This is a genomic window from Butyrivibrio sp. FC2001, from assembly GCF_000424125.1.
GTDB lineage: Bacteria > Bacillota > Clostridia > Lachnospirales > Lachnospiraceae > Butyrivibrio.
Window position 1 is genome coordinate 73,433 of sequence record NZ_KE384132.1, and the last position, 16,197, is coordinate 89,629.

The following is a 16,197-nucleotide window of genomic DNA, read 5'->3' on the forward strand; positions in this document are numbered from 1 at the left end:
ATGGATAAAAAAGTATCGGTTATTGTACCGGTTTATAAAGCAGAAAAATTTATAGATCGCTGCATCAGATCAATAATAGGGCAGACCTATGAGAACCTCGAGATACTACTGGTCGATGATGGCTCTCCTGACAGGAGCGGCGAGATATGTGATTCATACGCACAAAAAGACGAAAGAGTAAAAGTTCTTCATCAGGAAAATATGGGACAGTCTGAGGCCAGGAACAACGCTATTAAAATAGCAACCGGTGACTATTATGTTTTCATGGATGCAGATGATATGGCGCCTGCTTTTATGGTCGCCAATCTGCTTAAGTATTGTGAAAAAGATAGCTCGCAGATCTGTATTGGTGATTTTCGGGTTTTTAAAGATGAGTTTACCTGTGAAGATGCAGAATGTATAAATAATAATGCTCAGGTGTATAAGGGATCAGATATTATCCCGCTAATGCATACTGTTCCCGGAGAAAAATATGTAGTAATGTGGGGAAAAATCTTCAAGGCGGAATTGTTTGAAGGCATAGAGTTCCCTAAGGGCAGAATATGTGAGGATCTGGCTGTACTGTACAAGCTTTATGACAGAGCTGAAAAAGTAGCACTTATAGATCATGTGGTTTACGGATATTACAGAGGAAATGAGGATAGTTCAACCTTTAGCCTCTCTGACAGGTTCTACCGGGATGTATATGTTGCGCTTGATGAAGAGCTTGCGTATGTTGCAGAACATCACCCGGACATGATATGTTACCCTGCAAAGACTTACATGTATTGGCTTTTTGATGAATATAGGAAGCTGTTTAATAAAAAGAGTGATAAGGCACGAAGGAAAGACCTGTTTAATAGGTATTGTCAGATGTATAAAAAAGTTGCGCCTTTAAAAATAGATAAATTTTATCATTTCTTTCGTTATGCACCCGGCGTGTATTGCATGATCAAGAATGGCTGAGTGATGCTTTGGAAACATAGTGTAAGTTTATAACTAATAATGCGGTTTGTTTTTGTAATGTAATGTATGTTAGTATAAATCCTATTGTGGTTATTACATCATGGATAATGATTAAGAGAGTCATACATATATATTTTTTTTAGTAAGGAGATAATAATGAAAGAAAGGCTAGACCTGTACCCGGTAAATAATTCAATTCTTAATGATGCGATAGACAGAATTGTAGTTAAGCTTCATGGTCTTAATAAGAAAAATGGAGCTAAGACATTTCTTTGTACCGGAGCAGGTGCAAATGGTGGAACTACTACAGTCGCACTTAATATTGCTATTTCACTTGCGGAGGCAGGTTGGAAAACAGTATTCCTTGATTGTGATCTAAGAAAAGATCAGAGATTTAAGAGAATCGGAACAGAAGCAAAAACATCACTTACAGGTTTTTTGACGGGTGAGGTTTCAGATTATAATAATATAATTTATAACACCAGCGTTGATAATCTGGATTATGTTTTTTCAGGAGAAAAGAATGAGAATCCTGTAAGGCTTTTATGTAATGCAAAAATGGAGACATTACTTTCAAGGTTAAAGAAAAGTTATGACTTTGTTATTATAGACACTCCGCCAGTAAGTATTACGAACGATGCTGAGATATTGATTCCGGTTGTTGACAAGTATCTGATAGTTGTTTGCATGAATGAGACTACTAAGAAGCAGCTTGTTGATTCCAGAATTCAGCTTGGGGATTATGAGAAGAAATTTGCTGGAATAGTAGCAAATAAGCTTGGCATTATGCAGTATAAAGGTGCTGTTAAGGATTTTGACTATTTCTCCAAGAAGAATTTATTAAAGAAGCAGAATGATGCCATAGAAAGAAAGAAGGGAAAATAAGCAAATGAATAAGCTGTTTAAGAATAAAGTTGCAATGCTGATGCTTTTAGCTTCGATTATTGCTATGACACCATTAGATGCAAATGCAATGCAATCAGTAACTGTTCCCAATATATTCAAGGAAAAGAATGTAAATACAGGGAATTCAAATAATACTTACACTAATCCTGCCGCTAATGTACCTCAGGATGAGACTGCCACGAGTGAGCAGGCAGGACCTGAGACTACTCCTGAAGAGACTGCTGTAGATGCAGAAACTGAGCAGACGGAGGAGACACCGGAGTTTGGTATTCCTCAGCAACAGACTACTTCTGGGCAGATGTATGTTAACGAGCCTCTTGATAATTCAGTTCCGGTTATATATAAGTATGAAGTTGAGGGGGATGGATACATAACCCCTGGCGAAGAGTTTAAACTTAAGTTCATGGTGTATAACCCTGCAGTAGTATCAAAGCTTGGTAATATCAGTGTTGTAGTTACTCAGGATGAAAACTTGGTATATCCCACATATAAGGGAACTAATTCAGTATATTTAGGCTATCTTACGACTTTGTCTTATGCTGAAGGCGAATTAAAGCTTATGGCGTCTAAAGATATATCTGAAGATGAGATAGTGGTAAATCTTACTCTTAAATATTCAGATAATTATGCGAGAGATAATACACAGAAGTTTACAGCCGTACTTCCTGTTTCATCAAGCGGTAAACTCAAGATAGATAATGTTGAGATGCCGACATCTCCTCACGTAGGAGGTAATAATCGTATTAAGGTAGCATACAGCAATAATAGCTTGTCTGTTATAAATGATCTGACTCTTCATCTTGAAGCGGCAGATATGGAAGAACAGACAGTTAATCTTGGAACTATAGGAAGCGGCTCTTCTCTTACATCAGATGTATATGCTGAATTTGCAACTGTTGGAGAGCAGAATGCTAATCTGAAATTCACATATACTGATCAGAGTGGTCAGGAATATGAAACGGATGTGATGAGTTACACGCTGAATGTAGAAGATTATGATGATTCAGATCAGCAGGCTGAGATGGCGTATAATGCCAGACGTAACATTATGAACAGGGTTGTTACAGTGATAGTTCTTATTGGCTGCCTTATGGTACTGGGCGTAAATGGCAAGAAATATCTCAATAAGAAGAATACTGGTAACAAGCGTAAGAGTGTAAATAAAAAGGTGAAAGTAAAATGAAATACACGAAAGTAGTTGGTTTCGAGGATATTAAAGTCAGCTTAATTATGGTATGGAAAAATATTTCCAAGTGCTTTTATGCTGCGTTAGCTTTTTTTGCAATTGGTATTATTCTTACATTGAATCAGGGAATAGATAATACCTATACAGCAACAACTAATCTGTATTGCACAATTAGTGGAGACATGACTGAAGCTTCCAATAATGTTCAGATATTCAGTGCCTACGCATCACTTATAAAAAGCAATAGAGTTGCAGAGCGAGCTGTTTCAATTATGGGCAACACCAATATATCAGCAAGATATGTTCAGAGTATGATTACATACACTCCATCTGCCAATGGGATTAATCTTGAGCTTAGAGCAACATCCACGAACTCCAAGGAAGCTGTAGAAGTTGTGAATGCTGTTGCAAGTGCATTTGTAGAAGAAATGCGAATGATGACAAATTCAGATGCAGTACGTGTTCTCAATGTGGCAACTGATGCATATATGTCAGGTAATGGTGTGACAAGTCTTTGGAAAAGGAGAATCGTACTCTTTGTACTTGGTTTTGCTTTTATGGCAGTGTTTATTTTTACCAAGGAGCTGTTTTCAGATAAGCTTCGCAGCATTGATCAGTGCTTATTAACTGATGATGATATTATTCTTGGAATTATTCCGAAAATAGAAGAACCAAATGAGAAATAAAAAATTATCCATTATTATTCCGGCATATAATGCTGAAACATATATAGAAGAATGTCTTGGTTCCATGACAGATTTTATGGCAGATGATCTTGAGATTCTTGTTATAAACGATGGAAGTAAAGATAAGACGGAAGACATAGTTAATAGGTGTATCCAAAAGGATTCACGGATTATTCTTGTTACCATAGAAAATGGCGGTGTATCAAGAGCAAGAAATACAGGGCTGGAAAAGGCATCTGGAGAATATATATTGTTTTTGGATGCAGATGACTACCTTTTAAAGCCTGCTTTTGAAAAGCTTACAACTATTATAGAAGGCGGTAACTATGATTTTGCTGCTTTTTCTAGAATGATACTTGAAGCGGATGGCAGAACCTGGCTCAATGCATTCCCGCAAATCCAAGAGCAATCAGAGGACAAAGCGGTTATAGACAGTATAATGTATACTGATTCGCTGTTTAATGAATGTTGGGGAAAATTATATCGGAAAACAATAATAGATGAGCATAGCCTTAGATTTCCGGAGGGGGTACCGATAGGCGAGGATCTTATGTTCGTTATGCAGTATTATTCACACTGCCAAAAAGTATATGCTGATAATACTGCATTAGTTGCATACAGGCAGCATGGCGGAAGTGCTATGCGAAAATACTCTATTGAAGACAGAATGAGGCTTACAGAAGATATATATAGTTTTTCAAAAGCCTTTATTCCGGAGGAGCTTAAATTTCAGAATATATTTTATAACTTTAAAATACTAACTAATCTTTGCAGAGAATATTCTAAAGACTGTGCTGATTACAGCGCAATAGCTAAGATTTATTCTTCGAAAATGAAGGAAGAAGTAATTGGAAATCTAAATGGAAGCTTAGTGCCATTATACAGAAAACATGAGTATTTCTTTATGAAGAGAAATATGAAGAAAATATCGGCGTTATATTATCATTTAAAGGCAAGAGCATAAAGTTTTGTGGGGAAGGGATTTTTTATGAAAAAGACATACATTGTAGCAATTATGATGATGGTAATAATAGTTTCATATGTTGTGTCTGATTATATGGTGTCTTTGGGGCATGATAATAATGAATTATCAAGTATTGAGACTGTGCAAGACGAGATAATGGAAGAAAATACTACCACCCCTTCAGATGAAGTTGAAGAAGCGGAAAGTGTTTATGCAGCGCTTGGCAGAGGCTTTAATTTGGGTAATGATCTTGATGTATGCGACTGGACTTATTTTGGATCAAACAATGATGCTGGATTTCAGGCATCTGTAGTTTACAACAGCTATCCTTGGACATCATGGGATGCGTCTTCTTATCCCTATTTCGACAGCAGTGGTAAAGTTACGATTAACTGGGAACTGTCAAAACTTACTTCTAAAGCTGATGCATTTGCAAGTAATTTTGGTATTCAGCTTGTTAACCATAATGAGGCATATCAGGGAACAGAGGTAACATGTACAGTTAAATCCGCTACTCTTTCATATCCTGATGGAACAACAGTAGAACTGGTTTCTAAGAATGGAATGAGCGTTGATCTTGTGGTTAATGATGGTGTTACCGGATATATTTCACTGGATCTTATGAAATATGGTATTAAAACCTCTGATCTTAAGGATGCTTCAATCAGAGTGTCTTTGGAAATATCCAACTATTATAGTGATGTGGCCGGTAAAATTGCTTCACTTGAAAAGTCTTGGGGCAATCCATTGGCTACAGAAGAAATGATAAAGTCGATTAAGGGGGCCGGATTTAAGACGGTAAGAGTTCCTGTTACGTATTTTAACCATTTGGATCATGATGGAAATATTGATGAGGAATTTTTGGACAGAGTAGAAGAGGTCGTTGATTGGGTGCTGAAAAATGATATGTATTGTATCATAGATGTTCATCATGATACGGGAAATGATGGATGGATAAAAGCATCTAAGTCAAACTATGAAATGACTAGTTCTATCATTGCTTCAATTTTTACTCAGATAGCTGAGAGATTTAAGGATAAAGATGAACACCTTATTCTTGAAGGGTTAAATGAAACCGTAAATGATGATAATAAGTGGGGCGGTATTCCCAGGGAAGATCTCGAGATAATGAACGACTGGAACCAGCTTTTTGTAAATGCTGTAAGAGCAACAGGTGGTAAGAATTCTAATAGAATCCTAATTGTCAATACTTATGCTGCTCTTGCCACAGAAGAGTGTCTTAGCGCGTTTAAGCTTCCTTTAGATACTGCAAATGACAGGATACTTGTAGGAATACACTGTTATTTTACGGGCGATAATATGGATTCAGGATTTGGAACAATCCAGGATTATGCTTCTGACTATCACTTTGTTATTGGTGAATGGGCTTTTTGGAAAGGCGCTAATGACAGAGTTGAGAATGTTAGAAGATATTGTGAGCATGCAGATAAGTTTGGTATACCAATTATATGGTGGGACAATGGAAATACTGAGGAAATGGCATTACTAGACAGAAAAACGCTTAGCTGGACTTATCAGGACATAGTTAATGTATTAGTAGGAAAGTAAGATTTTATATGTCTTCATTAAGGGAAAAGATAAATCAAAAAAATATAGATTATGCTGAATCAATTTACAATTTGGCTTTTTTGTGTGGAGTGTTAAAGGCAATGTTCGCATTTAGTGAGCTGATCACGAACAAAGGATTCTTTAATGTGGTATTTAATGTTGCTTTTTTTGCAATAATGACATATAAACTTTTCTTTTTACAAAAATACTCTGTTGCACAAATTATTACACTTATTATAACCGGATTGGCATGTATATATACTGATTTTGCTATTTATCGTTTGGTATATATACCTGCGTTTTTGATGATTGCGGCAACGCAGGGCATAGACTTTAAGAAAAGTATGAAGTTTATGTGGAAGGTTCAAGCGTTTATTCTGGCTATACATGTAATGATTTATCCGATTATGTACAATTTCTTTGGAGACAGAGTCGGAATTACTGTCAGAGGATTTAATGAAGATAATAAAATAAGACATCAGTTTCTCTTTTCACATGCTAACGTTTTTTCAATGTTGTTGCTGTGGACTATCTTCGGATATATCTATGCGAATTTTGAGAAATTGAATAAAAAGCGCATTTTTGCTTGCTGGGGAATAAATGCATTTTTCTACCTTTATACAAACTCCAACTCCGGAATGATTATCTTATCGATTGTTTCAGTCCTGCTAATTATTCGAGATTTGGTTGGCGAGAAATTTAATGTTGTATTATTATTTTTGTCCAAATATTTGTTTATTATTCTTGCTGTATTTTTCAATATAATGATGGTGAGCTATCCCCAACTCACTGGTAATCTTAGGGAAAAATGGAAGGAAATAGACTCTTTCTTTACCGGAAGACTGAAATATGGTGCTTATGTTTATGCTAAGAAAGGATTCACTATAATTGGAAGAAATCTTAACATAAGTTCAAAAATTAAAGAATATTGGGAAGGTTTTTGGATAGAAGGACTACCGGCTGATAATATGTATATGTTTTTTTCAGTTTGGTATGGCTTATTCTTTACTTTCTTAATTGCGTTTTTATTTTGGCGATATTCACAATATGCAACTACCGCTGAAATAATTATCATTATCGCATATTCGCTATATACCATGATGGAATCATATATAGTTTATACTCAATTCTGTTTTGCTCTTTTGCTGGTAATGCGATATGTATGGAAGGATCATACGATAATACTACCAAAAGATAAGGGCAAGAAGGCGGTTGTATGAAGACTAAAAATATATTTGCTGTCTTTGTGATTACAATTTTTTCGCTGATGCTTGTTATATATTATGGTTCATGTAAAACAGGATATTATTCAGATGAAGTGTGGACATATGGTCTTGCAAATAATTTGTCAGGTATTTATCCCAAGGTAGAAACCGGGATAAAATACAGTGGATACGGGCCTTTCAACAGCTTTGTAAAAGCTAAGGATGGGGCAAGGTTTAATATTACTAATGTATGGAAAAATCAAGCAGATGATGTTCATCCGCCATTTTATTATATTCTTATAAATGTTGTTTGCTCGTTGTTTCCGGATACATATAGTAAATGGTATGGTATAGCGGTCAATATATTATGGATGATATTGATCATTCCATTGCTATATAAACTTTCAGATAAAATAACTGCAAGCACTATTGCTTCTACTGGAATAACAATAGCTTATGCCTTTTCTGTAATATTTATGGATACTCTTGTGTTTATCAGGATGTATACACAGCTTACTTTTTTTACAATAGCTATCTCTTATTTGATCAAGCTGTATTGGAATAAAAGATTAGACAAGAAATTTCATGCTTTGCTGTCTATTATTTTAATATTGGGGATGCTGACTCATTACTATTTCCTTATTTTTACATTTTTTGTATGTATATTGTTCGCGATACATTTATATAGACAAAAAAGAAATGATGAATTAAAAAAAGCAGCCTTGGTTACACTCTTTACAAGTATTGGTTATAGCATTATATGGCATCAGTTTTGGATACATCTATTTTTTAGACACCGTGGAAGACAGGCCATTTACCATGCGATTGTTCCCAAAAACATTGTAATGGGACCTCTTATAATGCTGTCTGACTTGAATTATGAAGCATTTGCCGGGGGGATGGGTATCTTTATTATTTTGGGAATTGTTTTAGCAGTAATCAAGAAAAAGAAGCAAGAAATATTCTTTGGATATAATGCCTTTTTATTACTGTCAGCTTTTCTTTATCTATTTGTTGTTGGAACCATAGCTCCATTTATGGATGTTAGATATGTGATGAGTATTGCGTGGATATTTATTATGTCTGCGTATATCATTTTAAGAAAACTGCTCATCCGAATATCGGATAAGAAAGTAATGGAATTTGTTGTGCTTATAGTGTTTATCATGATTAACATATATAACCATAATTTGTATGGGTGGAGAGTTCCAAATGATTATTATTATCCTGAGCAGATGGATGTAATGGCTTCTATGAAGAATTATGATACGGTTGTTTATTTGGATGAAGAATGGAAACCAATAATTTTTTTTGAAGAATTGCAACATGCAAAGAGTTATACCTTCATAGATGATAGTAATGCTGAAAGTGTTTTGAATAGTATGGATGGAGATTATTTTTTGCTTACTTGTGTCGAGGAGGAAGCTGAAGAAAACATAGCTAACAAACTTGACGCGGAATTGAAATATTATCGAGCCGGAAGAGGCTATTATTTTGTGAAAAACAAGAAGTGATAAGTAGAAATAGTGGGAACATAAGTGGATGAAAAGAATAACGAAGACAAAAATTTCATTTATAATAATCGGACTTGTGCTTATGAGCCTGATAACAGGCTTTGCTTCCGGACTAATTAGAATTCATGCCTATAGCAAGACCTCGGATGAAAGTGATTTATTCATAAAAGAGCTTGGAAGTGGCTATAACATAGGTAATTCTCTTGATGCCTGTGATTGGTCTAAGATGTTTACAAATACTAATGGAAATAGCACAGAGACCTCATGGGGGACACCGGCTATATCCGAGGAATTTATTAAAGTATTGGAAGAGCAGGGCTTTGGAACAATCCGTGTTCCTGTAACATATATGAATCATATTGATAAAGACGGTAATATTGATGCGAAGTGGCTTGATCGTGTTGCAGAAGTAGTAGACATGGTGATCGCGCATAATATGTACTGCATTATTGATATTCATCATGACACCGGTAATGATGGTTGGATTCGGGCATCTCGTAAAAGTTATTCAGACGACAAAAATCGGGTAGAAAATTTAATTCATCAGATAGCTGACAGGTTTAAAGATTATGACAATCATCTTATTCTTGAAGGCTTTAACGAGATGGTGGATGAAGACTGTCATTGGGAGAATGCACCTATTTCTTCGCTTGTGGCAATGAATAAGTGGAATCAGCTTTTCGTTGACACTGTCAGGGCTACCGGTGGTGGAAACAGTGACAGATATCTTCTTGTAAATACATATGCAGCCACTGTGAATGCAAAGAATATTTATTTCTTTGATATGCCAAAGGATTCAGCTAAAGACAGAATAATCGTAGGTGTACATAATTACGCAGGTCCTAAGAATCTGAAAAAAAGTTTTAGCATTATAAATAGCCTTAGGAAACGTGGTTATCCTGTAATTATAGGGGAATATGGTAATACTGCTAATGCTGATTATGACAGAGCTGACTTTGTGAAGTCATATATTGAGCAGTGTAAAGAGTATGGCTGCTGTCCTATCTGGTGGGATAACGGGCAGGATCCGGAAAAAAAGGCGGATACCAGCTTTGCGCTTTATAAAAGATCCTCAGGAGAGGCTTATTTCCAGGATATTTTGGATGCTATTACAAATAAAATTGCAGAAGATTAGATAGTGTTTTTGAAGAGTTTATAAAAAAATGATAAATTTTAAGTCTTTTATTTTAGAAAATGGAGAGAAAAAGGTAACACTGAAGGCATATATTTATTCCTTCTATTACAGGTTAATGATAAAGAATATTCCCATGAAAAAGCTCGAACCCAGACTTGGTAAGAGAGGGAAAGAAACAATAGCTGAAGAAAGCATAGAGCATTTAAGAACAGCAAAGCTCTATGCTTTTCATGTTAACCGAATTACAGAGAGGCTTCCCTGGGAGGAAAAGTGTTTTGTAAGGGCCTTGACCTTAAGAAAACTGTTGGGAGAAGTAGGGATTCCTTGCACGATTTATTTAGGGGTACATCTTGTGGATGGCCAAATGAAGGCACATGCGTGGCTTAGATGTGGCCAACTCTATGCTACAGGCGGAAATGGAGAAGGAATGACCGTTGTAGCAAAATTTTCAAACTGAAAAAATAATTTAAAAATCCTAAACTTGATAAAGTGCTTATGAAATAAAAGTTAAAAGAGCTCGAATCATATTGTAATAAAATTTTGTTTTTGTATAATGAAATTATGATTGATAGCAACGGTAACAACGTCAACCATTTTTCTTTGCAAAACAAGGAGGTTATTGCTTTATGCGAGTTCTTTTTTCCTTTAAAACTGTTTCCAAGCGTGTTGTTTCTTTTACATTAGCATTTTTTATTATCATTAGTTCAATTTCATTTGAGTCAAAGGCCAGCAATAATGTTAAGATCATTGAGGCCATTCAGGTTAAAGGGGCAACCTTTAATACCGGAATAATTCCAAATGAGCATTATACAATTGAAATTAGTTTTTCATTAAAAAATCCCCAGAATCAATATGTGAATGTCTATGAAGCAGGCAAAATGGCTATTAGAAATGAGGCATCATTAGGTATTTTTGCAAGATTTGGCATGTATAATGAGAAATTTTACAAGCCGGAAGCTGATTTAGAATATTATGTTTGCCAGAAAGAAAATGTTTTTACTGTAAATAATGATACTGTACGTAAACCGGTTATGAGAAGTCTTAACAATACATCATTAACATTTGGAAATTTTGTAGGCACAGTTAATTACTTCTGTGTAAAGAATGAGAATTCTCAGAGCCTTATGGAACTGTATCCTGCTATTGACGATAGTGGAAAGGCTTGCATGTATGATACCATTAATAAGAAGTATTTATATGGAAAAGGAACAGTAAAGGCGATTGAAGGAGAGAATAAGTATTATAAATATACTGAGACTTCAAATGAAAACTCCGAGCAGAAAAAAGATGAAATTATTGAAGAGACGAAGCCTGAAAAGGAAAATGATCAGAAAGAAGACAATAATACAATAAAAGATAACGAAGGTGAGAAAGAACAGGAAGCTAATGCAAATGATGATAAGGCAGAAGCAAAATTCGTTAAAGTTAAGGCGTTGAAGATAGATAATGGAACATTCAATACTAAAATAAAGATTGACCAGAATAATTCATATGAGATGATCTTTTCAATGAATAATCTTGGAATATATAAGAATATAATAACTTCATCTCCTTATGAATTAAGAAACGAGGCAAAGAGTGGTTTGTTTTTCAGACATGGATGGTACAAAGAAAAAGTATGTGCACCTGAAGTCGATGTTATGGTTGATTATTTGCAGAAAAAAAATGTTGCATATGTAAATGGTGTAAAGAAGCGTACTGCTGTTATGCAGACTGCAGCAGCTACAAAAAATCTTATCTTTGGCGGATTCAAAGGTATTATTGAAGCATTTAAAGTATGGGATCAAAGTGATAAACTTATTGCAGATTACATTCCTGTAATAGATGAGGAAGGAGTTGCCTGCCTTTATGACAATATTAGTGGTAGTTTCTTATATTGCTCAAATAAATGTACAGCGGTTCAGAATGTAAGTCATGCAAATTCCGCTCCTGAAAATACTTCAAGTGCTTCTGAAGAACAGACAAACCAGAACGATCAGAGCAGTCAGGTAGTAAAAGAGGTATCAGTGAACACAAATCTGACAAAAGAAGAAGCTTTTAGAAAAGAAGTAATTACTATGATAGAAAACGGTGATACATCAGTTCACGATATTTCCGGCTATGGATTTAAATCATATAAAGAGGTTTCAGCTATATATAATGATGTAATTAGTAATGAAGAGAGAATAGCATTTAATAGTGCATTTAATATGTACTATAGGCAGAACACTAATAATGGTCGGGTTTGTGAGTTTTGGATATGCATGATGGATAAGGATTATTTATCCAGATATAATAAAATGAAGAAGATAGTGCAGGAAGTAAAAAACACTACTGCTGGAATGACAGATATTCAAAAAATTGTTTATATACATGATTATGTTGCGGACAAAACGGTATACTCATTGAGTAACGACTTTAGCTATACTGCAGCAGGTGCACTTGTTAATGGAAAAGCTATCTGTACAGGATATGCTCGTGCTATGGTGCTTCTTCTGACTGAGTGTGGAATTGAAAGTGATATAGTATCTTGTTCTCAAATGAATCATACATGGACAAAGGTTAAATTGAACGGAAAGTGGTATTTTGTTGACGTTACTTGGGACGATACAGTAAGAACAGCAGAAGCTGATATTTCACATAAGTATCTTCTTAGAAATGACAAGGAATTCAAGACATATGGCTACTATGGATGGGAAGGAACAATATCAACATCCAGTGAGTACTCAAATTGGAAGATTCATGATATTATAGGCAAAATAAATTATAACAATAATAAATGGAGTTATATTGATAAAAATACTAATATGCCTGTTCAGATAACATTCTGATGTTTGAGATTGTATAATATTAGAATATTGTTATAATAGATAAGGTTTGCAAATTATTGTAAACCTTATCTTTTTGATTAAAGGAGAATGACTATGTCAGCAATTTGGGGATACATAGATTTTAATAATGGTGGCAATTTGTTAATAACACAGGAAATAGAGCGCTCATTAAAAGAAGGGTATGAGAAATGTTTGATTGATAAATATGGAGAGTATGTTGCAGATAGCTTTTGTATGGGGTGTGGAATACAATACTTTACTAAAGAAGCTGAGAATGAGGTTTTGCCTATAATAGATGCTGCTAGAGATATATATTTTACAGCAGATGCTATTATTGATAATAGGCAGGAACTATTATCAAAGTTGGGATATGGTGTTGATGACAAAAACATTCCGGATGCCAGAATTATATTTGAGATGTTTGACAGATTCGGAGAGGATTGTCTCAATGATATGCTTGGAATATATACTTTTGTCTATTACGATAAAAGGAATGGTATATGTTATATAGCTAATGATATTATTGGCAACAGAGCTTTACAATATAGTTTTGAAGATGGAAAATTGTTTTTTTCAACCTTGACTCAGCCCATTTGTAAAGCGCAGAAGAAAAGTAAGTCAAATATGCAGTGGTTCGCAGATTTTCTGGGGTTTAATACTTTGGCTTACTGTTTGGATTATGAGAGTACTCCGTATGAAGGTATAAAAAGGCTTTCAGCGGCAATGATTTATAAATTTGATAAGAAAAAGGTAGATAAGAGACGATACTGGTTACCTAAACCATCAACTTTAAAATTAAAAAACGATGAGGAATACAAAAAGCTATTTATTAGAACCTATTCAGAAGCTGTTGACAGGTTGGTAAGAAACGATAAATTAGCTATGCTTTTGAGTGGAGGTCTTGACTCAACTTCGATTGTTTGTATGTTGGCAAATTCTGACAAAGCTAAGAATATTAAGTTGAGGTCGTATACAGCTATCCCGGGAAAAGCATTTACAAAAGAAAATGGAAAATATGGTCTTGCAAATGAATATGGAGAAGTTCTAAGAACTAAAGAATTTCTCAATGCAAGAGGATATGATTTTGAGACTGAATTAATAGACTTAGAAGGAATAAATCCCTGGGAAGAACGAATTGAGGGAGAAGAAATTTTTGAAATGCCCTATAAAAGCATTCTGAATTTGCTATGGATGAGAAAATCTTTAGAACAGTCATATAACTATGGCGCAAGAGTGGTTTTATATGGATCATTTGGAAATTCTACCATTTCATTAGGTGTTGGTGCAAAATATCTATATGATTATCTTGATCGACGTAAATATTTTAGCTTTATCAAGGAATGCTGGCAGGTTGGACGCGCCTCTAATTCTTCATTAAAATCTGTATTTATGATTATGAAGAATCTTATAAAGTCATATCATACACAAGATGTTATTGATGAACCCAATATGGAATGTGTTCCTTTGACAAAAGAAGCTATAGAAAAATATGATATCTATGAACGTATAAAAAAGGAAAAAGAAAAGTTCAATGATTATAAAAAATTTAATGTTATGAAAAGCTTTATGTTTAATGAAAATGCATTCTATAATACTACAGAATTATCAACCAGGAATTCATTAAGAACAGGAGCAGTTTTTCGTGATCCTACAATTGATAAAAGGGTTGTCGAGCTTTGCATGAGCTTGCCAAGTGAATGTTACGGTAAAGGAGATATTCCAAGAAGACTTGTTAGAGAGTATTTAAAAGAATATATGCCACCCAATACTCAAAATTTAGAATATCATGGTGAACAAAGCGCGGATCTTGTGCAAAGATTTATGATTGATGGTGGAAAAAATTTTGATGAATTAAAGGCAGTGATAGAGAATTGTGAAGACAATAATTTTATTGATAAAGAAAAAGCAATTGAAGAAATAGAACGGGTTAGAAATTTGAGGGATGAGGCAATTTCATTTGATATATGTAAGGTATCATATACAGCTATGGCAATAGAGATGATAAAGAAGATTGATAATTATGCAGAATAAGAATCTTACATTTTTGTTAGAATACTTGTAAGAATGGTTACGATGTTATAGTATTTCATTTGTAATTAAAAAATATATTTTTGGAGGAAAAACAAATGAAAAAAGTATGGAATGATGCAACTTTAGAAGCTCTTGATATTACAGCTACAGCTGGTGGTATCTACGATACAGAAGAGCTTGATTCAGAGAAGTGGTTTGATGAAGAGCATAAGCAGTGGTGGGGCTCTTTTGGTAACAACAACTTATCAAAGGCTAAGAAAGAAGACTAATTTATCAACGATTTGGGGTCAGTCCTTAATGGATTGACCCTTTTTTAGAGGATTATGAATAAATATAGTATTTATGGATTAAATATTTTATCAGATTATGAATTTGAAGAAGCTTTTCCGATTGACAATGTGGATGAGGCTGATGTGATAATTCAAGAGGCAGAAAAGGAAGAAAAATTCCGGATTCCTGAACTAGAAGACAGAGAAAAAGGATATTATTATTGCCATGATAGACTGTATAGTTGGATAAAATATCCAAAGTTTGGAGAGTTTGTTATTTTAGAAGGAAAACTTATAAAATATAAGCTTTATGATGGCTATAATCGAATGTATGTTAATGAAATTTTTCTATGCCTTGTAATCCCAATTTTACTTGTTCAAAGGAATCAGATTATGCTACATGGTAGTGGGCTGGTTTATGATGATAAATGTTTTGTGGTATCCGGACGTAGCGGGGCAGGCAAGTCTACAATAACTAATGCATTTATTAAAGCTGGGGCAAAATTTTTGGCAGATGATACAGTAGCACTTACAATAGAGGAAGCAATTTATGCTAATTCAGCTTATCCACAGCAGAAATTGTGCTTTGACCAGATAAGTGAAGATATTAAGAAGGAATGCGAACTTGTTCTTTTACCGGAGGATGATGGTGAACCTAAATATGCTGTTAGAAGTAAAGAAAGATTTTATTTCGGACAAAAGAGATTGGACGCATTTATTGTTCTGAATCCATCAGATAAAGTGGAAGAACCAATTATAGAAGAAGTAAACGGAGCAGAGAAGATTTCTTTATTAATGGATAATTTTTACTCATATGATGCATATAAAGATATGGGATTGCCGGCTGAAATATTCAAAGCTTGTTTATATGCGGTTTCGAAAATTAAAATTTATAGACTTTCAAGACCTAAAAAAGGAATGACAACTGAGAAGCAGTTAGAACTTATAAAAAACGTATTATAAATTATTATTATAAA

General features: G+C 34.4%; 14 protein-coding genes. All 14 read left to right on the plus strand.

Going from position 1 to position 16,197, the window contains the following annotated elements:
* The 14 genes from G601_RS23395 (at window position 1) to G601_RS0114160 (ending at window position 16,183) form a co-directional block, all read left to right on the plus strand.
* Window positions 1–945: a glycosyltransferase family 2 protein gene (locus tag G601_RS23395; protein WP_051205869.1), complete on the plus strand. Its 945-nt coding sequence runs from the start codon at window positions 1–3 to the stop codon at window positions 943–945.
* Between the two features lie 156 nt (window positions 946–1,101).
* Entirely contained in the window at window positions 1,102–1,830 is a 729-nt protein-coding gene (locus G601_RS0114100) for a CpsD/CapB family tyrosine-protein kinase (protein WP_026665744.1), read from the plus strand.
* Between the two features lie 4 nt (window positions 1,831–1,834).
* On the plus strand, window positions 1,835–3,034 hold the full coding sequence (locus tag G601_RS0114105) for a hypothetical protein (protein ID WP_026665745.1): 1,200 nt from the start codon (window positions 1,835–1,837) through the stop codon (window positions 3,032–3,034).
* Window positions 3,031–3,723 carry a YveK family protein gene (locus G601_RS0114110; RefSeq protein WP_026665746.1) on the plus strand — a complete coding sequence of 231 codons (693 nt, stop codon included), beginning with the start codon at window positions 3,031–3,033 and terminating at the stop codon, window positions 3,721–3,723. The genes G601_RS0114105 and G601_RS0114110 overlap by 4 nt, the downstream gene beginning before the upstream one ends.
* Complete coding sequence (locus tag G601_RS0114115; RefSeq protein ID WP_026665747.1) at window positions 3,713–4,687, plus strand: glycosyltransferase family 2 protein; 975 nt, start codon at window positions 3,713–3,715, stop codon at window positions 4,685–4,687. The genes G601_RS0114110 and G601_RS0114115 overlap by 11 nt, the downstream gene beginning before the upstream one ends.
* A gap of 24 nt (window positions 4,688–4,711) precedes the next feature.
* Window positions 4,712–6,256 (plus strand): glycoside hydrolase family 5 protein, encoded by a 1,545-nt coding sequence (locus G601_RS0114120; protein ID WP_026665748.1) that lies wholly within the window; start codon window positions 4,712–4,714, stop codon window positions 6,254–6,256.
* 8 nt (window positions 6,257–6,264) lie between these two features.
* Entirely contained in the window at window positions 6,265–7,476 is a 1,212-nt protein-coding gene (locus G601_RS0114125) for a hypothetical protein (protein ID WP_026665749.1), read from the plus strand.
* Entirely contained in the window at window positions 7,473–8,975 is a 1,503-nt protein-coding gene (locus G601_RS0114130) for a hypothetical protein (protein WP_026665750.1), read from the plus strand. The genes G601_RS0114125 and G601_RS0114130 overlap by 4 nt, the downstream gene beginning before the upstream one ends.
* 28 nt (window positions 8,976–9,003) lie before the next feature.
* Window positions 9,004–10,110, plus strand: coding sequence for a glycoside hydrolase family 5 protein (locus G601_RS0114135; RefSeq protein WP_026665751.1), 1,107 nt, complete (start codon window positions 9,004–9,006; stop codon window positions 10,108–10,110).
* 28 nt (window positions 10,111–10,138) lie between these two features.
* The gene (locus G601_RS0114140) at window positions 10,139–10,567 is read left to right on the plus strand and encodes a lasso peptide biosynthesis B2 protein (RefSeq protein ID WP_026665752.1); all 429 of its coding nucleotides are present in this window, start codon (window positions 10,139–10,141) and stop codon (window positions 10,565–10,567) included.
* Between the two features lie 169 nt (window positions 10,568–10,736).
* A complete protein-coding gene (locus tag G601_RS0114145) occupies window positions 10,737–12,920 on the plus strand; it encodes a transglutaminase domain-containing protein (RefSeq protein ID WP_026665753.1) in 2,184 nt (727 codons plus the stop codon).
* A 93-nt stretch (window positions 12,921–13,013) separates the two neighbouring features.
* Window positions 13,014–14,951, plus strand: a complete 1,938-nt coding sequence (locus G601_RS0114150; RefSeq protein WP_026665754.1) for an asparagine synthase-related protein — start codon at window positions 13,014–13,016, stop codon at window positions 14,949–14,951.
* Window positions 14,952–15,046: 95 nt separating this feature from the next.
* Complete coding sequence (locus tag G601_RS26265) at window positions 15,047–15,220, plus strand: hypothetical protein (RefSeq protein WP_155834554.1); 174 nt, start codon at window positions 15,047–15,049, stop codon at window positions 15,218–15,220.
* Window positions 15,221–15,274: 54 nt separating this feature from the next.
* Window positions 15,275–16,183 carry a hypothetical protein gene (locus G601_RS0114160; protein WP_026665755.1) on the plus strand — a complete coding sequence of 303 codons (909 nt, stop codon included), beginning with the start codon at window positions 15,275–15,277 and terminating at the stop codon, window positions 16,181–16,183.
* The last annotated feature ends 14 nt before the right edge of the window (window positions 16,184–16,197 follow it).

Excerpts from the sequence above, each read along its gene's own strand:
- G601_RS26265 (WP_155834554.1), top strand. The coding sequence starts at position 15,047 with ATGAAAAAAGTATGGAATGATGCAACTTTAGAAGCTCTTGATATTACA.
- G601_RS0114145 (WP_026665753.1), top strand. The coding sequence starts at position 10,737 with ATGCGAGTTCTTTTTTCCTTTAAAACTGTTTCCAAGCGTGTTGTTTCT.
- G601_RS0114130 (WP_026665750.1), top strand. The coding sequence starts at position 7,473 with ATGAAGACTAAAAATATATTTGCTGTCTTTGTGATTACAATTTTTTCG.
- G601_RS0114135 (WP_026665751.1), top strand. The coding sequence starts at position 9,004 with ATGAAAAGAATAACGAAGACAAAAATTTCATTTATAATAATCGGACTT.
- G601_RS0114115 (WP_026665747.1), top strand. The coding sequence starts at position 3,713 with ATGAGAAATAAAAAATTATCCATTATTATTCCGGCATATAATGCTGAA.
- G601_RS0114105 (WP_026665745.1), top strand. The coding sequence starts at position 1,835 with ATGAATAAGCTGTTTAAGAATAAAGTTGCAATGCTGATGCTTTTAGCT.
- G601_RS0114150 (WP_026665754.1), top strand. The coding sequence starts at position 13,014 with ATGTCAGCAATTTGGGGATACATAGATTTTAATAATGGTGGCAATTTG.
- G601_RS0114120 (WP_026665748.1), top strand. The coding sequence starts at position 4,712 with ATGAAAAAGACATACATTGTAGCAATTATGATGATGGTAATAATAGTT.
- G601_RS0114100 (WP_026665744.1), top strand. The coding sequence starts at position 1,102 with ATGAAAGAAAGGCTAGACCTGTACCCGGTAAATAATTCAATTCTTAAT.
- G601_RS0114140 (WP_026665752.1), top strand. The coding sequence starts at position 10,139 with ATGATAAATTTTAAGTCTTTTATTTTAGAAAATGGAGAGAAAAAGGTA.
- G601_RS0114125 (WP_026665749.1), top strand. The coding sequence starts at position 6,265 with ATGTCTTCATTAAGGGAAAAGATAAATCAAAAAAATATAGATTATGCT.
- G601_RS0114110 (WP_026665746.1), top strand. The coding sequence starts at position 3,031 with ATGAAATACACGAAAGTAGTTGGTTTCGAGGATATTAAAGTCAGCTTA.
- G601_RS0114160 (WP_026665755.1), top strand. The coding sequence starts at position 15,275 with ATGAATAAATATAGTATTTATGGATTAAATATTTTATCAGATTATGAA.
- G601_RS23395 (WP_051205869.1), top strand. The coding sequence starts at position 1 with ATGGATAAAAAAGTATCGGTTATTGTACCGGTTTATAAAGCAGAAAAA.